The 23654-nt window shown below is 34.1% G+C and carries 22 protein-coding genes; 9 read left to right on the plus strand and 13 right to left on the minus strand.

Annotated elements, in window-relative coordinates; translation table 11 throughout:
* Window positions 1-159 precede the first annotated feature (159 nt).
* Window positions 160-2493 carry an inorganic phosphate transporter gene (locus KO493_RS07640; protein WP_216067352.1) on the minus strand — a complete coding sequence of 778 codons (2334 nt, stop codon included), beginning with the start codon at window positions 2491-2493 and terminating at the stop codon, window positions 160-162.
* A 71-nt stretch (window positions 2494-2564) separates the two neighbouring features.
* Entirely contained in the window at window positions 2565-3761 is a 1197-nt protein-coding gene (locus tag KO493_RS07645) for a porin (RefSeq protein WP_216067353.1), read from the minus strand.
* 379 nt (window positions 3762-4140) lie between these two features.
* Between KO493_RS07645 and KO493_RS07650 the strand changes: the two genes are divergently transcribed.
* Window positions 4141-4458, plus strand: a complete 318-nt coding sequence (locus tag KO493_RS07650) for a toxin-antitoxin system YwqK family antitoxin (RefSeq protein ID WP_216067354.1) — start codon at window positions 4141-4143, stop codon at window positions 4456-4458.
* 172 nt (window positions 4459-4630) lie between these two features.
* Here KO493_RS07650 and KO493_RS07655 read toward each other — a convergent pair whose 3' ends face one another.
* Window positions 4631-4831 (minus strand): dodecin family protein, encoded by a 201-nt coding sequence (locus tag KO493_RS07655; protein ID WP_216067355.1) that lies wholly within the window; start codon window positions 4829-4831, stop codon window positions 4631-4633.
* Window positions 4832-4879: 48 nt separating this feature from the next.
* Complete coding sequence (locus KO493_RS07660; protein WP_216067356.1) at window positions 4880-5782, minus strand: NifU family protein; 903 nt, start codon at window positions 5780-5782, stop codon at window positions 4880-4882.
* A gap of 269 nt (window positions 5783-6051) precedes the next feature.
* On the opposite strand from KO493_RS07660, the gene KO493_RS07665 reads away from it, so the two are divergent.
* Together KO493_RS07665 and KO493_RS07670 are read left to right on the plus strand one after the other, a co-directional pair.
* Window positions 6052-7062 (plus strand): PorP/SprF family type IX secretion system membrane protein, encoded by a 1011-nt coding sequence (locus tag KO493_RS07665; protein ID WP_216067357.1) that lies wholly within the window; start codon window positions 6052-6054, stop codon window positions 7060-7062.
* 32 nt (window positions 7063-7094) lie between these two features.
* On the plus strand, window positions 7095-7610 hold the full coding sequence (locus KO493_RS07670; RefSeq protein ID WP_216067358.1) for a gamma carbonic anhydrase family protein: 516 nt from the start codon (window positions 7095-7097) through the stop codon (window positions 7608-7610).
* Between the two features lie 221 nt (window positions 7611-7831).
* Here the strand turns inward: KO493_RS07670 and murI are convergent, their stop codons facing one another.
* From murI to KO493_RS07710, 8 genes are all read right to left on the minus strand, one after another.
* Window positions 7832-8611: a glutamate racemase gene (gene murI, locus KO493_RS07675; RefSeq protein ID WP_216067359.1), complete on the minus strand. Its 780-nt coding sequence runs from the start codon at window positions 8609-8611 to the stop codon at window positions 7832-7834.
* 73 nt (window positions 8612-8684) lie between these two features.
* A complete protein-coding gene (locus KO493_RS07680) occupies window positions 8685-9185 on the minus strand; it encodes an OmpH family outer membrane protein (RefSeq protein WP_216067360.1) in 501 nt (166 codons plus the stop codon).
* A 31-nt stretch (window positions 9186-9216) separates the two neighbouring features.
* Window positions 9217-10311, minus strand: coding sequence for an OmpH family outer membrane protein (locus tag KO493_RS07685; RefSeq protein WP_252723180.1), 1095 nt, complete (start codon window positions 10309-10311; stop codon window positions 9217-9219).
* A 133-nt stretch (window positions 10312-10444) separates the two neighbouring features.
* Window positions 10445-13084 (minus strand): BamA/OMP85 family outer membrane protein, encoded by a 2640-nt coding sequence (locus KO493_RS07690; protein WP_216067361.1) that lies wholly within the window; start codon window positions 13082-13084, stop codon window positions 10445-10447.
* Entirely contained in the window at window positions 13017-13757 is a 741-nt protein-coding gene (locus KO493_RS07695) for an isoprenyl transferase (protein ID WP_216067362.1), read from the minus strand. The genes KO493_RS07690 and KO493_RS07695 overlap by 68 nt, the downstream gene beginning before the upstream one ends.
* A 2-nt stretch (window positions 13758-13759) precedes the next feature.
* On the minus strand, window positions 13760-14449 hold the full coding sequence (locus tag KO493_RS07700) for a DUF6089 family protein (RefSeq protein WP_216067363.1): 690 nt from the start codon (window positions 14447-14449) through the stop codon (window positions 13760-13762).
* A 121-nt stretch (window positions 14450-14570) separates the two neighbouring features.
* Window positions 14571-15458: an NAD kinase gene (locus KO493_RS07705; RefSeq protein WP_216067364.1), complete on the minus strand. Its 888-nt coding sequence runs from the start codon at window positions 15456-15458 to the stop codon at window positions 14571-14573.
* Between the two features lie 4 nt (window positions 15459-15462).
* Window positions 15463-16122, minus strand: a complete 660-nt coding sequence (locus tag KO493_RS07710) for an acetoin utilization protein acuB (RefSeq protein WP_216067365.1) — start codon at window positions 16120-16122, stop codon at window positions 15463-15465.
* A gap of 89 nt (window positions 16123-16211) precedes the next feature.
* On the opposite strand from KO493_RS07710, the gene KO493_RS07715 reads away from it, so the two are divergent.
* From KO493_RS07715 to clpX, 6 genes are all read left to right on the plus strand, one after another.
* Entirely contained in the window at window positions 16212-16925 is a 714-nt protein-coding gene (locus tag KO493_RS07715) for a pyridoxine 5'-phosphate synthase (protein WP_216067366.1), read from the plus strand.
* A 164-nt stretch (window positions 16926-17089) separates the two neighbouring features.
* Window positions 17090-17851, plus strand: coding sequence for an alpha/beta fold hydrolase (locus tag KO493_RS07720; protein WP_216067367.1), 762 nt, complete (start codon window positions 17090-17092; stop codon window positions 17849-17851).
* A 24-nt stretch (window positions 17852-17875) separates the two neighbouring features.
* Window positions 17876-18217: a phage holin family protein gene (locus KO493_RS07725; RefSeq protein WP_216067368.1), complete on the plus strand. Its 342-nt coding sequence runs from the start codon at window positions 17876-17878 to the stop codon at window positions 18215-18217.
* Window positions 18218-18421: 204 nt separating this feature from the next.
* Window positions 18422-19750: a trigger factor gene (gene tig, locus KO493_RS07730; protein WP_216067369.1), complete on the plus strand. Its 1329-nt coding sequence runs from the start codon at window positions 18422-18424 to the stop codon at window positions 19748-19750.
* A 142-nt stretch (window positions 19751-19892) separates the two neighbouring features.
* Complete coding sequence (gene clpP, locus KO493_RS07735; protein ID WP_216067370.1) at window positions 19893-20567, plus strand: ATP-dependent Clp endopeptidase proteolytic subunit ClpP; 675 nt, start codon at window positions 19893-19895, stop codon at window positions 20565-20567.
* Window positions 20568-20641: 74 nt separating this feature from the next.
* Entirely contained in the window at window positions 20642-21874 is a 1233-nt protein-coding gene (gene clpX / locus KO493_RS07740) for an ATP-dependent Clp protease ATP-binding subunit ClpX (protein ID WP_216067371.1), read from the plus strand.
* 87 nt (window positions 21875-21961) lie between these two features.
* Here the strand turns inward: clpX and KO493_RS07745 are convergent, their stop codons facing one another.
* Window positions 21962-23536 carry an OmpA family protein gene (locus KO493_RS07745; RefSeq protein WP_216067372.1) on the minus strand — a complete coding sequence of 525 codons (1575 nt, stop codon included), beginning with the start codon at window positions 23534-23536 and terminating at the stop codon, window positions 21962-21964.
* Window positions 23537-23654 lie beyond the last annotated feature (118 nt).

The following is a 23654-nucleotide window of genomic DNA, read 5'->3' on the forward strand; positions in this document are numbered from 1 at the left end:
TTGTTTTTTAGTTTTAAACGGTTGTAAAGGTAAAGCGTTTTAATATTTTGAACGAAAATATTGGCTCTTTTTTCATGATTTGTAGGTATGTTAAACCAAAAAACACCTATGGAAATTGATCGCCATAGGTGTTTTTTTTATCGAATTAAGAGTTGAAGTTTATTCTTCCTCGTCTTTAATTTTCAAAGTGCTTGGATGCTCTACTTCTACTAATTTAGCGGGTTTTACAGAACTGTCGTGTGCATTGTCATACTCTTCCAAAAGGTTCATCGTTCCTACTAATAAGTCTTTAGTTTCCAGTAACAGGCTAAAGTATAGCGTGGTGTTTTTTGGACTAGATTCATCGGTACGTGTTCGTTCCACTTGTTTGTGAATCTTTTCTGTTACTAAAGCAAATAGTGAAGCTTTTCTTTTTAAGATATCCGATATTTGATTGAAAGACTGTGTATCGAAAACCGTCTTCGTATCATTAAATAATTTATCTAAAATAACATCTACCTCTTTTAATTCTTTAATTTGATTGAATTTAAGTTTTTTATGGTTGTTATTTACGTGCTTATGAATGGCTTTAGAAATATATTCTAAAGATTGTGTCATGTCTTGTAAGTAACCTAAAATATTGATGTAAAAATCACTTGCTCCAACGCTTGAGTCATCTAAGTTTTTGATGAAATAGAAGATGTTGTCACGTAAGCCATCAACCTCTTCAGAAAGTTTTACGATCTGCTTATTATTCTTTTTAAGCATCACTAAATCTTGTTTAGCCAACCCATTAATAGAGTTTGTATAGATCTTGTTTCCTCGTTTTATTACATTAGCAATGTTGTTAGCGCTTTCATGAATCACCCCTTGAATAGAACTACTTTCTGCTCTTGTTAGGCTGTCTTCTGCTTTCACCTCTTTACTCTTCTTATTGTGCATAATAGAGCTTCTTACTAGTAAAGCAAAAGCCAAAACTAATAATATAGGGAACATGACGCCAATGTTCAAATTCAACAAATAGGCAACTAATGCAGCGGCAGTAAAAGCACTGAATGCTGTGAAAAACCAACCTCCAATAACATTTATTACACCTGCAACACGGTATACAGCACTTTCAGCACCCCAAGCTCTATCTGCTAAGGAGCTACCCATGGCTACCATGAAGGTAACGTAGGTTGTTGAAAGGGGTAATTTGTAAGATGTTGCTATTGAAATTAAAACTGCAGCTACCATGAGGTTAACCGCTGCTCTTACTAAATCGAAAGCAGGTAATTCGATTTTTTTATTTTTAGACACCTTAATTACTGGTGCTTCAAATTGTTTGTCTATTTTTTGTTGCCAAGATTCAGGTAGCATATAACCTGTTACTTGAGACATTAGAACAGCTGTTCGTACAAATGTTCTTGATAAAAAATTGGGTTGAAAACGTTCTTTAGTTTCACCTTGGCTAGCAAGATCTAATGATGTTTTTACTACATTTTTTGCTTTTGTAGAAAACCAAAGTGTTAAAACCATGATCATTCCGGCTATAAAAAGTAACCAGTTGTTTGTAGGTACTTTTTGAGCTAGAATACCCATAGAGAATTCAGTGGCTGGAACCCCAGATGCCGACCATGCGCTAAAAGCATTATAAGCGGCAACAGGTACACCAATAAAGTTTACTAAATCATTACCTGCAAAAGCTAATGCTAATGCAAATGTTCCTGCGATAATTACTAATTTGTATATGTTCGATTTCGCTAATGTAATTAAGGCGTATGAAAGCAAAAACCAGAGCGCAAAGTTCGCTATAACAATTGCGAAAACTTGTGTTTCCAAGAAATGACTCATGGTGTCTCCTCCAAAAATATCGAAAGACTGGCTCGCGTAAGAGGTTCCTTTTAAGCCCTTCATGAAAATAAAATAAGTAATCGCGGTTAGTGCAACACCACCAAATGAAGCACCTACCCAATTGGCTTTCTTTTCAAAATTATAGGATAATAGAAGTCTTGATAACCATTGTACTAAAGCGCCAATGGAAAAGGCGACCACCACCGAGAGGAGGATTCCGAATATAATTTGTGTGGCCTTGGAGGTATTTATATAAGTGATGACGTCCGAAAATGTTCCGCCGTCATGCCCTATTTTTATTAATGCGATAGCAACAGCTGCACCTAACAATTCAAATACTATTGAAACCGTTGTTGAAGTTGGCATTCCTATAGAGTTAAAAAAGTCCAATAACAGTATATCGGTTATCATTACAGCTAGGAATATGATCATGATCTCGTCGAACATGAACTCTCCAGGGTTGAAAATACCCTTTCGTGCAACTTCCATCATTCCACTGGAGAAAACGGCACCAACTGCTACGCCTAAACTGGCAACAATCATAATGGTTTTGAAAGAAATAGCCTTAGAGCCTATTGCTGAATTTAAAAAATTTACCGCATCATTACTAACCCCAACAACCAAATCGGCGATTGCTAAAATAGCTAATGCGATAATCATGTATAAATAGATGTTATCCATAGTATTTAATTGAAATAAGTTTGCAAATATCATGAGTATAAATATGTGTTGTGTTACCTAATTGTTATGTTTTAGAAGTGTACATCCATTTGTAGTCGGGCCAACATCTCATTGGTTCCGCCGTATGTTTTAATGTAGCTAAAATCGCTCTGTATTTTCAATTTGTGACCCACAATATATTTCGAAATCCCTAAGGTATACATATCTTTGGAATTTTGCATGGTAATGCTATCCATATTTAAGTCTGTATAGCGCCCGGTAACTTCCCAATTGGACTTAAAAAGGTAACCTGATTGAAGGTTTAAAGCATTTCCTGTTTCAATAATATCTCCGGTAAGTGTGCCGTCAGAATTTTTAGCTAGGACATCATCAGCATCACGTTTGGCGTATTCAAACATAAATGAATAGCCTTTGTATTTAAACATGCCATCTACAAATATGGTGTTAACGTCAGTTTTAAATAACCCACTATCATTATCAATTAACATATATTTCCCTTGGTTACTACGGGTTCTCACAGCATCATTATTAAATTCATAACTTGCCGCAATAGCTAATTTAGGGGTTTGCTCTCTTTTTAAGTCGGCACCTTTATAATCTCCATGACTCGTAAAGTTACCAAATGGTAAAATTTCTACCCCGCCTACATATTGAAGTCCGCCTAGATTTCCAGTCGTTACGTTTCTCCCTTCACCAAGTGAAACAGAGAGTATTTCTCTAATAAATAAGTTTCCTGTAGGGTTAAAGAAGTGTTTTAATTGAAAACCAATATCTCTATCTATATTAAATTTACCATTTAGTAAAGAGCGGTCTACGAGTTGAAGGTTGGCAGATGAAATAACACGTTCTCGGTTTCCTGGGAGTTTTCCTTGACCTACACGAAGGATTAAGTTTTTGTAGAAATTCCAATCTACGAAAGCATCCATAATAAACCTAGGAGAGCCATGGGTGAAATCATCCGATCCACCAGACATATCTCTGTTGGAAAAGCCAGCCTCAAATTTATATTTTAATTTAGGAGAATATACGAAACCATCTAGTTTTAATCTTGAACGTCTCACTAGAAAGCTTAAATCCGCTGGTTGATTCTCTTTCCAACTTGCAAAGCCTAACAGTTGAAACCTAACAGCAAAATTCATGGTGAACGTACTGTCTTTACCGGTAACATGAAAAATACCTTTTCCAAATGCGCCCGTTTTTATCTCTTGCGCACTTAAAGATGTGATAGCAAGCATCGTTACCCCGAGAAAGGTAAGTTTAATATTCATGTAAATTAGTTTTTGTCGGGTGCAAATAACTAATTTTAATGTTAATTCAATGTTTCCTTAATGTTAAGGTTTAAAAATAGTAAAGACTGCCTTGGCCAAGGCAGTCTTTATAGAAATCATGATAATGTAGTCGACAAAAACTAATAAATTATATGAAATACTATTTAGGTCTTAAGACAATGCAAATATCAATGTTCTACTTATTTTTAATGTAACTACAATATTATGTAATTATTAATAAATTTATGTTAATCAAATTAGGCTAAAGTCGTGTAATGCAATTAAATACGAATTTAATGTTAACTTAATGTTATGTAAGTGTTGCTTGAAGGTTAATAATATTGTATCTTTGAGGTATAATGTTAAAACCCCCATAATTATGAAGAAATCAATTTTATTCTTTTTTGCTTTATTAATGACTGTGGTATCTTTTGCGCAACAAAAGAGAGATTTAAAACTTAATAAGGACACTAATTTAATAGATGTTGTTTATTATCATGACAATGGTGTTGTAAGCCAAACAGGTTCTTACACGGCAGATGGTAAATTACAAGGTGTTTGGTTAAGCTTTGACACAGAAGGCAAAAAAATCGTTTCTGCAAATTATGATAATGGAAAAAAAGTCGGCAAATGGATTCACTGGGTAGATGGTGAAGCTAAAGAAGTAGATTATAGTAAAAATGTTGCTTCTCTTTAAGTAGAATTCAACTTTTGAAATACAAAAATTAAAAGGCTGTCTGAAAAGGCAGCTTTTTTTATACATTACTTTGTCGTTAAAAACATAGAAATTAGTAGAATTCAAGATTTTTTATAAAAAAAAGATCATCTAAAAAATACTTTTTAGAGGATCTTCTTGCACTGTTTTAGCTCTAGCTTACTTCAAAAGTGATTTTTACATTGACCCTAAAATCTGTAATTTCACCGTTAGATACATTGGCGCTATGATCTTGAACATAGACGGAACGAATGTTTTTTACTGTTTTTGAAGCATGTTTAACTGCTTGTTTAGTCGCGTCCTCCCAACTTTTATCAGAATTTGCTAAGACTTCAATTACTTTTAATACTGCCATAATTTTGTTTAATTTAAGTTGTACTTAAAGTTAAACAAAATTATTGGTTTATCCATTAATTGCTTCGACCATAGATACTTTTCCTGGAAGCATTTCTTTTAACATGTTTTCTATACCGCTTTTAAGTGTGTATGTAGACGATGGACAGCCACTGCAAGCGCCTTGTAATAATACGCTCACGTTTTTTGTGTCTTCATCGTAAGAGATAAATTGGATATTACCCCCATCACTAGCCACAGCAGGTTTTACATATTCTTCAAGAATATTAATAATTTCCTTAGAAGTATCATCTAAAGATTCAAAATGACTATCCAATTGATCATTCGACTTTTCAAGACTTTCAGCTGCATGAGGTGCAACTATTTCCTTGCCGTTTTCAATATATGTTTTAATAAATTCACGTACTTCTACGGTTATATCTTGCCATTCGGCCATATCATATTTTGTAATAGATACATAGTTTTCATCTAAAAACACACTTTTCACAAAAGGAAAATGAAACAACTCTGTCGCTAAGGGTGATAATTTGGCCTCGTCTATAGACGTGAATTCAAAAAGGGCATTTACTATTTTTTTGTTCGCCACAAATTTCATTACCGATGGGTTTGGAGTACTTTCCGCATAAACAGTTACTGGTACCTTTTTAGGCGCTGCTGTGTCTTCAACTACAACACCACCATCGTTGAGGTAGGCCTCGATTTGTTGGGCAACTTCATCTTGTACATCATTCCATTCTACGATGTTATAACGTTCTACCGCTATAAAATTTCCTGAGATATACACCTTCTTTACAAAAGGTAAATAGAATAATTGTTGGGCTAAAGGCGATGCTTTGGCTTCATCTATATTGTTGAATTCGAAACTTTGGTGTTGGGTAATAAAGTGATTGACTTCAAATTTAACAATCGCATTATTCGTTGTTTCTTGCACGGAAACCTTGAAAGTGTTCATTTTATCTATTTTCTGCAAAAATACTAAAACTTAATTACAGATATCTATATTTTTGAATAGCTTTTAATCTTTAGAAAACGAAAATAACCGAGCTTTTTGAAGCTTTGTTTTAGTAAGCTTGGTGTTTAGAGCTTTTAAATCCAACAACCATCTAAAAAATGTATGATGTGTTTTAAAGCAATTTGTTAAAAAGGTTTACATGTGAATGCTGTTTTCGCTAAAAACATTATGTTTGTTAATTAAATTAACAACTACCTACTCTTTATATTATGAAATCAAAAATTTTATTTATCGCTTTTGCTGCACTCGTATATTCGCAGGCTATTAATGCACAGGAAGGGATGCCCATATATGCCGATTATTTAAGTGATAATTATTATTTAATTCACCCTTCAATGGCTGGGGCTGCTAATTGTGCCAAAATTAGAGTGACCGCCAGACAGCAGTGGTTTGGTCAGGATGACGCTCCAAAACTTTTAACAATGAGTGTTAATAGTAAGTTAGGGGAATCCCAATCTGCTCTAGGAGCTATAGTTTATGCCGATAATAACGGCTATCACTCCCAAAAGGGTGGCTACGTAACCTATGCACACCATTTAATGTTTTCTAGAAGTGTAACCGATTTAAATATGCTTTCTTTTGGTTTAAGTGCCGGATTTATTCAATATCAATTGGATGAAACCGAATTTAATAATGATTTACCTGTTCGTGACCCTATTATCGGGGGAATCGTGCAAAGTGAAACTAATTTTAATCTTGATTTTGGGTTTTCATACCACTATTTAGATTTTTACGCGCATGCGACCGTGAAAAATTTATTGAATAATCCGGGGGTTAATAACGATCTTCAAATAACCAGTAATTTACGACGGTTTTTGTTATCCGCGGGCTACGTGTATAATAAATTTGGTAGCTCCTGGGCTTTTGAGCCTTCCGTGTTATATCAATTCAAATCGGGAACTAAAGAAAGTATTATTGACATCAATGCTAAGGCCTATAAAAGTATGGATTTTGGTCAATTCTGGGCGGGTATATCATACAGACAGAGTTTAGATGGTGCAGAATATCTTACCGATTCAGGTAGTATTAGTAGTCAGAAACTCAATCAAATAACCCCAATTGTTGGTGTCAACTATAATAAATTTATGTTTGCTTATACCTACACGTACCAAACAAACGATGTCGTGCTAGATAATAGTGGTTTTCATCAATTATCTATTGGATATAATTTCAATTGTGCAGCAAAACGTTACGAATGCCATTGTCCTGCTGTAAATTAATTTTAGGTTTCATTCATTAAAATAAATTACCTATGCCTGTAATAATGCCCGTAAACGGAAAATCGCCACAGATACCAGAAGATTGTTTTATAGCCGAAAATGCTACTATTGTTGGCGATGTGACTATGGGTAAACAAGGGAGTATATGGTTTAGCGCGGTTATTCGTGGCGATGTAAACTATATTAAAATGGGTGATAAGGTGAATGTTCAAGATGGTGCGGTGATTCACGCCACCTATTTAACAGCACCAACAAATATTGGAAACAATGTCTCTATAGGTCATAATGCCTTAGTGCATGGTTGTACCATACATGATAATGTGCTTATCGGTATGGGAAGCATTGTTATGGATGGTTGCGTGGTAGAAAGTAATAGTATTATCGCTGCAGGTGCTGTTGTAACTAAAAATACTAGAGTAGAAGCTGGCAGTATTTATGCGGGTGTGCCAGCTAAAAAAGTGAAAGACATTAGTGAAGAACTTATCTCGGGAGAAATTAACCGAATAGCTGATAATTATATCAAATATTCTAGTTGGTTTAAAGAATAGCCTTAATACTTTACGATTTTAGTACCTTTAGTTCTTTTGAGTTAAAGTTATATTTGGGCGTTACCACAAGGGTCGCGTTTTCCGCTATATCTTTATTGTGCTATGTTGTAACTGTTTACCTTCAAGAAAATAGATTGGGTTGTGTTTTAGGTTATGCTTAGACTTTACGTAAAGCACAAAAAAGGATGCCGCTACAACCGCTAACGCAATGGGTTGTATTATTAAAATTTTAGATAACTAACCGTGTGAGTCTTTCCTAAGAGTGAGGCCATAACTTTAGGTTTTCCGTTTGTGAAAAAATTAGTTTTTCCTAAAATTGAAGTTTTATTTAATAAGTCATTCTGCTCTAAAACGGCTTTGGTATGCCTTGCTACTGCTTCACCAGAATCAATTATTTTTATGTGTTTAGGTAATAGTTCTATCAACAAAGGGATTAAGTACGGGTAGTGCGTGCAGCCTAAAACCAGATAGTCTATTCCTGATTCTACCATAGGATTTAAATAAATTTTTAAAAGCGCTTTCATTTCATCGGAATACAGGTTCCCACTTTCAATAAGTTCAACAATACCGTTCCCTTCTTGTTCTAATATATTAGCAGTGTTAGCAAAAAGATGTGATGTTTTATGAAACAATTCACTGCTTAGTGTGCCTTTGGTAGCTAGGATTCCAATGTTGTGTGTTTGACTCTGTAGTGCAGCTGGTTTTATGGCTGGTTCGATACCTATAAACGGCAGGTCATATTGTGATCTAAGATAATCTATTGCATTAGTTGTAGCCGTGTTACAAGCCACTACAATGAGTTTACATCCTTTATGTATCAAATACTCGGTATTCTTAATACTCAGGTCTATAATGGCTTCTTTTCCCTTAGGGCCATAAGGCGCATTGATACTATCCGCAAGATAGATCATGTTTTCATGTGGCAGGAGTGTTTGGATTTCTTTCCAAATGGAAGTGCCTCCAACACCAGAATCAAAAATGCCGATAGGTTGTTTGTTCATTATTAACAAAAATAAAAAAGCCGCCCAATCAGGCAGCTTTTTTTTATAAGTTTTTTTGAAATCTAATAATTAATTAGATACCCATTTTTTTCTTTACGTCTGCTAAGATGTCTTTTCCATCTGCAACGATTAATGAAGCTCTGTCAACAACATATTGGTATCCTTGTGCTTTTGCAACTTCTTGGATAGCTTTCATTGCTTTTTCTTGAATAGGCTTAAATAATTCAGCTTCTTTTTTAGCGATGTCTTGTTGTGCATCAGATCTAAATTGTTGAATACGTTGTTGCTTTTCTTGTAACTCTAAACCTCTTTTTTGGTTTTCTTCATCAGTTTTCGTTGCCGCTTCAGCTTCGTATTGCTTTACCGTATTTTGGTACTCTGTAATTGAAGCTTGAATATCTGTTTGGTATGTTTTACCTAAAGTTTCAATTTCAGTTTGTGCCGCTTTAGCTTCTGGCATTGAGGCAATAAGCTCTTGTGTATTTATATGAGCAATCTTGCTTTGTGCTTGTGTAAAACTAACTGTAACAATACATAATGCAGTTGCTAATAATAGATTCTTTAATTGTTTCATTTTAAATAGTATTAAGTGTGTTATAAATTGATTATTTGTTTTGGTTTATACTGTCTTTTACGCGTTGACGTTCTTCTAATATTTTTCGTTTTCGCTCTTCTAATTCTTTTTTTCTAGCTTCACGATCGGCTAGTTTTTTTTGTTTGTTCTCTTGTATTAATTGCTCTCTTGTTTTTGTTTCAGGAGCATTTTCATTTTTTTCTTCGTAATTCAATGCATCAGAGTTTGGAGTTTGTTCCTGTGGGGTCACACCATTTCTTTCATCAATTTTAGCTTGTTGCGCCTTTTCTCTATCTTCTATAATTTGCTTACGTCTGTCTGCTGCAGCTTGTTTTTTAGCTTCCCTAGCCGTTAAGGCCGCTTGGCGGCGTGCTTCTACTATGCTATCGCGTTCTGTTTTCTTGTCTTTTAATGCTTGTTCTCTAGCATCTAGTTCTTCATTAATTTCAGGAATTAATTCCTCTTCTTTTGCTGCTTTACGTTGCGCTCTATTTTGTGCTTGATTTCTTTTAGCAGATCTAGAAATACTTCTTAAAATCTGTTCACTTAAATCATAGCGTTTAGCAGAAAAAAGCATCGTCGCATCTGAAGATTTATCAAAAATAAAATCATATTTTTTACCTTCAGCAATGTCTTGTACTGCAGCGAAAATTTGATCTTGAATAGGCTGCATAAGCTGCTTCTTCTGTATGAACAAATCACCGTTTGGGCCAAATCGCTTTTGCTGATAATCTAAAATTTCACTTTCCTCAAAATCGATATCCTCTTCACGTTCATGGATAAGTTCTTCTGTTAAAAGGACTTTTTCTGTGGTGAGATTTTTGCGTTTTTGTTCAACCGTTTTTAGCTTTTCATGGATTTCGTTTTTCCATTTTTCAGCTTTTTGATTCAGCTGGTTTGAGGCTTCCTGGTATTCTGGTACATTTTCTAAAATATACTCTGTATCGATATAGCCTATTCTAACGCCACGTTGTGCTTGCGATGACATACTAGCGGCGAAAATTAATATCAGTAAAAAAAGAACGTTGTTATTAATGTATTTCAACATGTTTCCATTTTTGATAACAGGCAACGGGCTTATATTGTTTTTTATTTGATTTGTTTTTTTTAACAAGGCGCGTTTCATTTGGTTAATGTTTAGTATTTGGTTTCTTGAATACAATCTTCAAAATTAACGAAATATAATCTTAAAAATTTTAATTCCAATGCAAAACATTTAAGTGTTATTAGAAAATACCGTGCCAAAATAATATTAACTATTAAAATTGTTGTCCAATAATGAAATGCGTTTCCCAGCCATTGCTTACGTTTGTTCCTGGTAAGGCGTCGAAACCGTAACCAAAATCGATACCTAATAATCCAAATGCAGGCATGAAAATTCGAAGACCTACACCAGCCGATCTATATAAATCAAATGGGTTATAATCTTTAAAGTTATCATATGAGGCACCAGCTTCAGCAAAACCTAATACAAATATTTTAGCCGATGCTTTTAAGGTAATCGGGTAACGTAATTCTAAAGAAAACTTGTTATAAATGGTCCCACCATCTTGTCCAGATAAGGAGTTGTTAGGATAACCTCTTAATTGGACGTTTTCTCTTCCGTCTAAACTATAGTTTCCTAAACCATCCCCTCCAACGAAGAAACGCTCAAAAGGAATTACCCCCCTATCATTGTTATAAGCCCCTAAAAAACCAAATTCGGTGCTTGGTCGCAACACTAAATCTTTCATGATTTGTGTATACCATTCACCTTTAAATTTTACTTTATAAAACTCTAACCACTTGTAACGTTCTTGGTCAATTTCTGAAATTCTATTATTTGCATCTACGATTTCATCTGGGTTGCTATTAACGTCATTCCTAATGATGTCATTTTCATCCCTTTCATTTTTAAGGGCTTCATAGTCAACATTATTTAGCGCCGAATAAGGTAGCGTAACTTTAGCACTAACAGAGAAACTAGAACCTCCGGTTGGGTAAATAGGATCTACACTAGTATTGTTTCTAGTAATACCAATAGTATAGGCTAAGTTATTTGAATAACCGTCACCAAATTCAAACAACCCTGTATTGTAATTATTTAAATCGTAACGTTGGTAACTAATGGCTTGAGACAATGTGAAGAAATCATCTGGTACACTTAGTCGTTTAGCAAGACCAAAAGTGATTCCCGTTATATTAAAACTTCTCTCTTTGTCTACAGTATAATCGTATATATTTTGACCGAATTGTTTGGTATGCGATAATGACGCAGAAAATTGAACAGGTTTTTTACCGCCTAACCAAGGTTCTGAAAACGAGAAACTGTAGGTTTGATAAAATTGACTGGCTTGTAAACGTAACGCTAATTTTTGGCCATCACCCATAGGAATTGGTTTATAGGCGTCTTTTTTAAAGATATCTTTTATGGAAAAGTTGTTAAACGACAAACCTAGTGTACCTATAAAGCCACCACCGCCGTAACCACCTTGTAATTCAATTTGACTTGAACCATTTTCTTTCACCGCATATTCCATGTCGATAGTTCCTTCAACAGGGTTTGGGTTTAGGAAGTTTGGTGTTAATTCTTGTGCGTCGAAAAAACCTAATTGCCCTAGTTCTCTTACTGTACGTACAACATTTGCTTTACTGTATAATTCTCCTGGACGGGTTCTTATTTCTCTGTATATAACGTGATCGTTTGTTTTGTCGTTTCCTACTACAGTAACACTATTAAAATAGGCTGGTTTCCCCTCAGAGATCCTTATTTCTGTATCAATAACGTGATTTTCAACATTAACTTCAACAGAGTTTACGCTGGAGAATAGATACCCATTGTTTTGATATTGATTGGTAATATCAAAAGCATCTGGTTTAGAGTTGTCTGCAATACGTTCTTGTAATAAGATGCTGTTGTAAGTGTCACCTTTGTTGATACGAAGTAGTCTTTTTAAATATTCATCTGAATAAACCGAGTTACCTATAAATGTAATTTCTCCAAATTTATATTGCTCTCCTTCGGTAACATTAATTTGAAGAGAAATAGTCTTATCGTTATTTATAATTAAACTGTCTGATAGTATTCGGGCATCTCTATACCCATTTTTCTTATACGTATTGATAACGTGACCCAAGTCTGCTTGATACGCAGAATCAATAAATTTTGATCGTTTCCAAACACGAAGAAAGTTTTTCTTCTTCGTACTTTTCATACTAGCTCTAAGTTTTTTGTCTTCTAAAACATCGTTTCCGTTAAAGGTGATGTCTTTTATTTTTACTTTTTCACCTTTATCTATATTTAATACCATATTAACTCTAGACGTAGGCATAGAGTCTTTTACTTCAATGGTATTCACATGAATTTTGGTGTTGTAGAAACCTTCTTTTTTATATTTTTTGGTCAGGAAATTTTTGGTCGTAGTAACTAGGTTTTCTGTTACTTTCACCCCTTTATTTAAGTTGTTTTCCTTAATGATATCCTCTTTTTTACCTTTTTTAACGCCATTTATTTTTAAATCATTAAGTTGTGGTAAGTCGGATAATCTAATTTCAAGGGAAACCACGTTACCTTCTATGTTGGTAACATAAACTTCAATATCATTAAACAATTTAGAATTCCAAAGTTTTTTAATGGCGTTACTAATTTGTTCACCAGGCACAAAGATTTCTTTACCTTTACTTAATCCAGAATAAGTAATTATGGTTTGTTCGTTAAAAGTAGTGTTACCCGATACGGTAATTTCTCCTAAAATGTACTTTGTATTAGGGTTTTGAGCCTCAATATTCAAGCAACCCATAAGGAGAATTATAGAAGTACAATATTTCAAAAATGTTAATACAGAAGTTCTATTAACTAAGTTGGTCACTAGTTTTCCCAAATCGTCGTTCTCTTTTTTGATATTCAATAATAGCTTCATACAAATGTTGTCTGGTAAAATCTGGCCATAACACACTTGTAAAATGTAATTCGGCGTAAGCAATTTGCCATAATAAAAAGTTACTTATGCGTTGCTCTCCGCTGGTCCTGATAAGTAAATCTACGTCTGGCAAATTTTGCGTGTAAAGATGCTCATTAATAATTGATTCATCAATATTTTCGGGCGAAATTATATTATTTTTAACTTTAATGCTAATTTCTTTTATGGCGTTTATGATTTCATCTCTAGAACCATAACTTAAGGCTAGAGTGAGCGTCATTCGTGTATTACCCTTAGTAGTTTCTATAACATCGGATAATTCTTTAAATACTTTTTTAGGTAAAGAATGCAGATTGCCAATCGCGCAAAGTTTGATGTTGTTCTTTTGAAGTGTTTTTAATTCTTTAGCTAAGGAAGAAACTAGAAGCTTCATTAGTGTTTTTACTTCTAATTGTGGTCGGTTCCAGTTTTCTGTAGAAAAAGCGTAAAGTGTTAGGTTTTCAACGCCAAGTTCTGCACATGCCTCGACGGTGGTTCTTACCGACTTTGTGCCATTTTCATGACCAAAAGCACGCAGCATACCTTGTTTTTTGGCCCAACGTCCATTCCCATCCATGATAATGGCAATGTGTTTAGGTAAAGTATCGGGTAGTATTTTATTTTTTAAATCCATTTCTAATTTACACAATAACACGGGTTTTCCCCAAAAGTATATGTTAAGGTGAAACCTGAAAACATGTACCAGTCGTTATTGTTTATATTTCCTATTTGATATTGTGGCTTTAAGGCATCTGAACTTGGCATGCTGCCATCTATTTCATCTGAAAAAGTATATCGTGCTCCAACTTCAACCCCGATTACAAAATTACCAATTATTCTAGCTTTTACACCTAAAGACATTGGTATGCCAAAAGCCCAACTAGATTCACCTTCCGCAGCTTGTTTACCATTTATAAAATAATAATTTCCATGGCGCGTCGAGGTGATCCCTGAGTATAAATAGGGTGTCCACTCTTTTTCTCCAGAATGTAAATCGAAATCTATGAATGTAAATTCCATTCCTGCAGAGATTTCTAATAAATTCGAATCGAAGTTATAATCTCTTTGAATACGTCTTGGGTCGCCAGATTTAGAGTCGTACGCTTTTAAATCGGAATAAATCACAGATGCTCTCCAAGAATGTCTCGTACTTCTGTTCCAACGGTACAAAAGACCAAGTGCCGGTGCGTTTGGTGCAATGAAATCTGTTGCTCCAATATCACCAATTAAATTGCTTCCTCCGGCAAAGCCTCCAATTTCATGTATTTGAGCTTGGCTTAATTGGATGCTTAAAATGCTTATTATCAATAGGGTTAAATGCCTCATAAATGTTCAAAAGTTTGCAAATATAATAAAATAGATTAGTTTGTAGTGCCTAGAACTAAATAGTCTTAGTGTAAAACATAATTTCTTTATTATTATTGCTTTTATAGGTTTAGTAGTTTGGTTATTTGTTTCGGTTATCAATACCCCAAAGCAGTTTTTTTCGCAAGGTAATTAAGAAACTTTCATCTAAAAGATCAATCATTTTTATTTTGAAGTCGGCTTTTTTAATTTTAATTAAAGAGCCATTTTCAAGTGTGGCAGCTCTAGAGTCTAAAGAAACTAAATGACTTTCTTCACGACCACTAACTCTTAGGTGAACTTCGGTTGAATTTGGTATAATTAAAGGTCTGGCACTTAAATTGTGAGGTGCTATAGGTGTTAAAACCAAGCTGTTAGTGCTTGGTGTAATTACTGGGCCTCCACAACTTAAGGAGTACCCTGTAGATCCTGTAGGAGTAGAGAGAATTAATCCGTCGCTCCAATACGATGTTAAATACTCTCCGTCTAAATGAGTTTCAATCTTTATCATGGATGTGGTGTTTTTTCTACTCACCGCCACTTCGTTTAATGCAAAATTAAAAGATGTAATGTCTTTGTTCTCTGGCGAAGTTTCTACCGATAAAAGGCTGCGTTCCGATATTTTATAATTACCATCAATAATGTTTTGCATGGCACTTTCTATAACTTCTACCTGAATGGTAGCCAGGAAACCTAATCGACCGGTATTGATTCCTACAATAGGGATGTCTTTGTCTTTTACCAGAGTTATGGCTCTTAATATGGTGCCATCACCACCGATACTTACTAAAAAGTCAAAAGTGTTGTCTAAAGAGTCGAATGTTTTGAATGAACTGAAACTATTATTGTTAGAAGATTCTTTTTGAATAATGTTAAAAAAATCGGTTTGAATATAGGCATCAATATTTTTTTTCAAGAGAAATTTAAATAATCTTTCCACTGAAACCGAGGTGGTTTTATTGTAAAATCGTCCGAAAACGGCAACTTTCATATATTTAGATATTTAAGTATTTTTTTAAATAATCCGAACGTTCTTTCAGGCTTTCAATATAGCCGTCTTCTTCATGTCCAGACACGATGTTGTAACTGTATCTTCTAAAAGTTTGGATGATATCTGTTAGTCCCGACTGACCAATTTTTAAAGTGATTTGTGTTAAATCAGTGTTCATTTTTGAAATAAAAGCCCCGAGTATTTTTCCTCCATTAGATTCTACAATTTGGCTAATCTCACTAAATGAATAATCGTTGATTCCTTTTTCAATTACTAATACACCACCTGCTTCAGTAAAAAAAGGAGAGTCACCAAATAAACTTATAATATCATTAAGCTCATAATATCCTAGATACTCGTTTTTTTCATTAAGTACAGGCATGATGTTTGTTGAGTTGGTGGCAAATACCTCTAATACATCTAGCCAAAGTGTGGTGTCTCGAACAAAAAAGTTTTCCAACGAATATTTGTATTCAAATAAAGGTTTTTCTTTTTCAAAACAATAGGCGTCAGCTTCCGAAAAAGTACCTAAATAGATACCGTTTTCATCTTGAATAGGAATGTGTGAAAAGGTAAGCTGATTAAATAGTAATTGCAAATCACGCACGTTATTGCTAATGTTTAGCGGTTTTATATCGTTAATGATGAATTCTAAAAGTTTCATGATTCCTATTAAATTGGACTGCAAATTAATCAAAAAAAAAGTATGTTAGGCTGTTCTACTTTGTATTTTTGTTTTTTTAAAATGTATTTATGACAAAGTTAAGTGTTAATATCAATAAGATAGCAACGTTAAGGAATTCTCGTGGCGGTGATGTGCCTAATGTGGTGCAATTTGCAAAAGATGCACAGCGTTTTGGAGCAGAAGGAATTACTATTCATCCTAGGCCAGATGAAAGACATATTCGTTATCAGGATGCTCGCGATTTAAAACCAGAGGTGTATACCGAATATAATATTGAAGGGAATCCAGTGACGTCTTTTTTAAAACTGGTTTTAGAGGTAAAACCCACTCAGGTAACGTTGGTGCCAGATGCTATTGATGCCATTACGAGTAATGCTGGTTGGGACACCATTAAACACAAAGACTTTCTGGTTGATGTTATTAAGGAATTTAAAAATAATGGGATACGCACCTCGATTTTTGTCGATCCTGTTTTAGAACAAATTGAAGGCGCAAAATTAACAGGAGCCGATCGTATTGAATTATATACTGAAGCCTTTGCGCATCAATACAGTTTAGGTAATGAAGGTGCTATTAAACCATATGTGGAAAGCGCCGAATTGGCAAGTAAATTAGATTTAGGTATTAATGCAGGGCACGATTTATCATTAGAAAATATTAAGTTTTTTAAAGATGAAATGCCTAATTTGCTGGAAGTGTCTATTGGTCACGCTTTAATTGCTGAAAGTTTGTATTTAGGTGTTGAAAACGTGATTCAAATGTATTTGAATAAGTTGAAGTAAGGTATTCATTTCGTCATGCCGAACTCGATTTGGATCTCACTAGCTTTAGTTTTGAAACTCAATAATTGACGATGAGACCCTAAATAATATTCAGAGTCACGGCTGAAAAAACAAAAAAAAATTGAAATTGTTTTTCGCTTATGCGGAAATTAAGATATAAAAAAATGATATTACATTCAACTATTTTAGGTGAAGGCAGGCCATTTGTTATTTTACACGGGTTTTTAGGCATGAGCGACAACTGGAAAACCTTAGGGATGCAGTTTAGTGAGGCTGGATATGAAGTGCATTTAGTGGATCAGCGTAATCACGGACGTAGTTTTCACGACAATGCTTTTAGTTATGAAGTGCTTGCTGAAGATTTAAAAGCTTATTGCATTCATCACAATTTAGAAGACATTGTATTGTTAGGGCACTCTATGGGCGGAAAAACGGCCATGCTATTTTCAACTTTAAATCCAGAGTTGGTTTCAAAATTGATTGTGGCCGATATCTCTCCAAGATTTTATCCAGTGCACCATGATGCGATTTTAAATGGCTTAAGTGCTATTAACTTTGATGCGGTTAAAAGCAGAGGAGAAGTAGATAAGGTTTTAAGTGAATATGTTCAAGATATAGGAACCCGACAGTTTTTACTTAAAAACTTGTATTGGGTTGAAAAAGGGCAGCTTGGGTTACGTATAAATATAGATGTACTTCAAAATGAAGTTGTCGAAGTTGGTGAAGCTTTGCCAAGTTATGCTATATTTGATGGTGACACCTTGTTTTTGCGTGGAGACCGATCGGAATATATAGGTGTTGGTGATGAAAGTATCATAAAAACACATTTTCCTGCCGCTCGTATTGAAACTATTTCAAATGCTGGACATTGGTTGCATGCTGAAAATCCAAAAGATTTTTATGCGGAAGTGATGGCATTTGTGTAAATTATTATAAAAAAACAGAGAAAGATGAAATTACTTTTAAATTTATTATTAACAGCACTTGCTGTGTTTGTGCTGTCTAATGTATTATCTGGAGTTCATGTAGATGGTTATATGACGGCCTTGATTGTGGCCGTAATCTTGGGCTTGCTCAATATTTTTATTAAACCTATTTTGGTTATTTTTACATTACCAATTACGGTATTAACCTTAGGTTTATTTTTGCTAGTTATTAATGCGTTTATCATTTTAATAGCGAGTAATTTAATAAGTGGATTTTCGGTAGATGGTGTCTGGACCGCCATACTTTTTAGTGTTCTTTTATCTATTCTTGAATCTATACTGCATTCTTTTCTTAAAGCCGATTAGAGCATACTAAAAATCAAGCCTTTAAAAACTTTGCATAGGATGTAAAAATATATTATTTTTGCATCCCAATTTTGGTGGCTAAAAATGAATTTTATAGTTCCATTGAATTTGGCTTCCCCGGAATAGTAGGGATTTATATTTTTTTAGGTTTTTAGAAGAAACCTTATTGTTAAATGCCTGATTTAAGGCTTTATATCATTTAAAATGAATATTACAAGAGAAAACGTTGATGCATTAAATGCTGTTGTTAAAGTGGATATCGCTAAGGAAGATTATAGCGATAAAGTAGAAAAAATTTTAACCGATTACCGTAAAACAGCAAACATTCCAGGTTTTAGAAAAGGACATGTGCCAATGGGAATGGTAAAAAAACAGTATGGAAAAGCTGTTTTAGTTGATGAAGTAAACAAGTTATTACAAGAAGCTTTAAACAAATATTTAACCGAGGAAAAATTAGACGTACTTGGACAACCGTTACCAAGAACTCAAGAAGAAATTGATTGGGATGCTGAAGGTTTTTCATTTGAATTCGAATTAGGTCTTGCGCCAGAATTTGATGTAGAGTTAAAAAGCAAAAAAGCAATCACACAATATAATATTGTTGCTGATGATAAAATGATTGATGAGCAAATTGAACGTATTCAAAAACAATACGGAAAATTAGTGCCTCAAGATGCTGTTGAAAAAGACAGTGAAATCACAGGAGCATTTACTAACGAAGAAAAAGAAATTGATAATACAGTAACTTTAACTTTAGATAAATTTAAAGGAAAGGCTACTGCTAAACAATTTGTTGGCGCTAAAGTTGGGGATGTTATTACATTAAAAACAAAAGGTCTTTACGACGATGATCATGAATTAATGCATGCCTTAAAATTAAGCCATGATGATATTCACGGTTTAGATATTGAAGTAAACTTTACAATTACTGAAGTTAACGCCCGTGAGTTGGCCGATTTAGATCAAGAGTTATTTGATAAACTTTTTGGTGAAGGTGAAGTAAAATCAGTTTCAGAATTAAAAGCTAAAATTAAAGAAGACGCTGAAAAACAATTCGTGCAACAAGCCGATCAAAAATTGTTAAACGACGTGACAGAATATTTAGTGGAAAACACAAAATTCGATTTACCAGCTGAGTTTTTAACCAAATGGATGCAAACGGCAGGTGAAAAAGATATTGATGCAGATCAAGCTAAAGAAGAGTACGAGAAATCTGAAAAAGGTTTACGTTACCAATTAATTGAAGGAAAATTGATTACCGATAATGACGTTCAAGTAACTATGGACGACATTAAAAATCATGCTAAAGAAATGATTAAAGGGCAAATGGCTCAATTTGGTCAAATGAACCCTTCTGATAAAGAATTGGATGATATCGCTGCACGTGTTTTAGGAAATCAAGATGAGGCGCGTCGTATTTCAGAACAATTAATTAGTCAAAAATTATTGTCCGTTTATAAAGAAAAAGCAAACCTTAAGGTTAAAGAATTAACATACGAAAACTTTGTTAAAGAAGTTTATGGTGATAAATAAGTAAAAGAATAAATGCTTATCTTTAATCGCTTAAACCGGAAGGTTTAAGCGATTTTGCATTAATACAAAATTGCTTTTTAAAAGACTCTCAGTGTAATTTGCTGTAGGTTAGTAGTATAATAAATCAATAAGAAGGAAAACTATGGATTACGCAAAGGAATTTGAAAAATTCGCGATAAAAGATCAAGGGATTAGTAGCACGTATTATAATAAAATTATAAGTAGCATGTATCCTCAAAGCTTAACTCCTAACATTATTGAAGAACGCCAAATGAATATTGCTGTCTTTGATGTGTTCTCGCGTTTAATGATGGATAGAATTATTTTTTTAGGAACTGGAATTAACGATCAGGTGGCTAATATTGTACAAGCTCAATTGTTGTTTTTAGAAAGTACAGATGCTAATAAAGACATTCAGATTTATATCAATTCTCCAGGAGGAAGTGTTTATGCTGGATTGGGTATTTATGATACCATGCAGTTTATTAAACCTGATGTTGCTACCATTTGTACGGGTATGGCTGCTTCTATGGGGGCTGTTTTATTATGTGCAGGTGAAAAAGGGAAACGTAGTGGATTAACACATTCTCGTGTTATGATACATCAACCTTTAGGTGGTGCACAAGGTCAAGCGAGTGATATTGAAATTACAGCTAGAGAAATCATTACCTTAAAAGAAGAACTTTACAAAATAATTAGTAAGCATTCGGGGCAGGATTACGACAAAGTTTATGAAGATAGTGATCGTGATTACTGGATGAAAGCTGATAAAGCAAAGGAGTACGGTATGATTGACGAAATATTGGCGCGTAATTAAATAAAAAATTTGTAATTTTAAATAACTGTTATAGAGGGGTTTGTAGTAATTTACTCCTTAAATATTAAGATTAAATGGCGAAAGAAGAATTAGAATGTTCATTTTGTGGTAGAAAGAAGCCTGAAACAAATCTATTAATAGCTGGTCTTGATGCACACATTTGTGATAGATGTATTGAGCAGGCCCATGGTATTGTTTTGGAGGAATCTAAGCAAAGTGATAGTAGTGATCTCTCAGCAGAATTAAAACTAAGAAAACCTAAGCAAATTAAAGATTTCTTAGATGAATATATTATTGGCCAGAATGTTACTAAAAAAGTAATGTCTGTAGCTGTTTACAATCATTATAAAAGACTATTACAACCGGTTACTAAGGACGATATTGAAATCCAGAAAAGTAACATCATGATGGTGGGGCAAACCGGTACAGGTAAAACCTTAATGGCTAAAACCATTGCGAAAATGTTAAACGTACCATTAGCTATTGTTGATGCTACTGTTTTAACTGAAGCGGGTTATGTGGGTGAAGATGTAGAAAGTATTTTAACGCGTTTGTTACAAGCGGCAGATTATAATTTAGAGAAGGCCGAAAAAGGTATCGTCTTTATAGATGAAATAGATAAGATTGCTAGAAAAAGTGATAACCCTTCTATTACTCGCGATGTTTCAGGTGAAGGGGTGCAACAAGCACTTTTAAAGCTTTTAGAAGGAACGGTTGTTAATGTGCCACCAAAAGGCGGAAGAAAACACCCAGATCAAAAATTTATTGAGGTAAATACTGAAAATATTTTATTTATCGCTGGTGGTGCTTTTGATGGTATTGATCGTGTTATTTCAAAACGATTAAATATGCAGGCTGTTGGTTATAGTGCCTCGATGTCTGATGATGTTGTAGATCAAGATCACTTATTACAATATATTATTCCAAAGGATTTAAAAGATTTTGGTTTAATACCTGAAATTATTGGGCGCTTACCTGTTTTAACTTATATGGATCCTCTGGATGCCGAAACGCTTAGAGCAATCCTTACAGAGCCTAAAAATGCCATTATAAAGCAATACAAGAAACTGTTTACCATGGATGAAATAGAGTTTTCTATTACTGATGGTGCTTTAGATTTTATTGTTGGGAAGGCTATTGAGTACAAACTAGGAGCACGTGGTTTACGTTCTCTTTGTGAAGAGATTTTAACCGATGCGATGTTCGAATTACCTACAAGTAAGGAGAGTAAGTTAAATGTTACAAAAGCTTATGCTGAAGAGAAGTTAACAAAAACGACTTTAAAGAAATTAAAAGCAGTTTCTTAAGCATTAAATGTAACCATAGATCAATAAAAAACCACACGTTTTCGTGTGGTTTTTTGTTTTTATGAAGTATCGTAAATTGATATGGGATTATTTCACGATTAAGAATTCAATACGTCGATTAGTTTGATGTTCTTCCTCAGAACAATTTGTTTTACAATCAATTACCGGTCGTGTTTCTCCATAGCCTTCAGATTGTAAGCGATCTGAAGCGATGCCATGTTCTTCTAGGTATTTAACCGTAGAGGCTGCACGTCTTTTAGATAATAGGAGGTTGTAACTCGCGCTACCTCTATTATCCGTGTGGCCTTGGATGTCTAATTTCATCTCTGGATGATTATTTAAAATGGTAACGACTTTATTAAGGGTTACAAACGACTCTTCTTTGATGTTCCATTTATCGAAATCAAAATAGATGTTTTCTAACATAATTTTTGAATCCTTAATAATAGGAACGGTTGGTTGAAGGTAAATGTCTTTTACATAAATGTATTTGTCTTCGGTATGATCTGCAGTAAAAGCAACTGAACTGGTTATAAAACCTGCCTTGCTAGTTGTTATACTATATTCTTCAAAAGGGGCAACTTCAAATTTAAAAGAACCGTCTTCGGCAGAAAATGTATTAGCGATTTCTATTCCGTCGTCATCACGTAAAGTTAATTTAGCATTTGGTAGTTTAATTTTCGTTTCTAAATCAGATACGGTTCCTGTAAGTGATTGTAAAACGTCATGGTTAATAAAAATATAAACATCATAACTTCCAACTCCTCCAGGTTTGTTTGAAGTAACATAGCCGCGGTTTTTTGTGGCAAAAAATAAGGCAATATCGTCTTGTTCTGTGTTGATGGTAGTCCCTAAGTTTCTAGGTTGTCTAATGCCCCTGTTGGAAAGTTTGCTTCTAAATAGGTCATAACCACCTAAGTTTTTGTGTCCTTTAGATGCGAAGAATAAATATTTTTCATCCAAAGATAGCGCAGGGTATTTTTCATCTTTAGCGGTATTTACTGTACTTCCTAAGTTTTTAGGAGCGCCTAAAGTGCCGTCTGGCTTAATTTCTGAAACATATAGGTCGAAACCGCCATAACTATCAGGATAGTTGGCAGAAAAATATAATTTGTCTCCAGCACGGTTAGTAAATGGGGTTTCAATGGAAACATTGGGTTGGTTAATGCTTAATGCCATTTGGTTTATCCAGTTCCCGTTAGAATCTTTTTCTAAATCTGATTTGTAAAGCTTGAATTCTAAAGAGTTTTCGTGAGAACTTCGGGTATAGTACACGGTTTCTTCATTCTTAGAAAATGTAATTTGATCTTCGCTAAAATGTGTGTTTAATATTCTCGAATAGGATAAAGGTCTGCTAATTAATCCGTTTTCATCATCGATATTTAAACAATATAGGTCTTTGTAGGCTTCTCCTGTTTTGTGATCAATTTTTGATAAACCTCCAGCTTTTTTAGAGGAAACCATAATAAATTTCTCTTTAAAAAATCCTGAACCAATTTCAGAAAACTCCGTGTTTTCGTAGGTCGGGGTGATTTCAAAATTAAAGCCGTTCTCTCCTAAGGAAGTCGAAGTTGTTGTGTTATTTGCAGTATTAATCGTTGTATCCTGTCCTATCGCTAAGTTGGTTACTAATAATAAAAGAAAACAAAGTTTCGTTTTCATATTAAAAATGGTTAAGTTAATTATTGGATTCTTGTAAAGATAAAGCACAATTATGTCAATATAATACTCTATAGATTAACAGTGGTATAATTCGTTGTGTGTTTAAAAAAGTAAGTAT

This window comes from Pseudotamlana agarivorans, assembly GCF_018860245.1.
GTDB classification, from domain to species: domain Bacteria; phylum Bacteroidota; class Bacteroidia; order Flavobacteriales; family Flavobacteriaceae; genus Pseudotamlana; species Pseudotamlana agarivorans_A.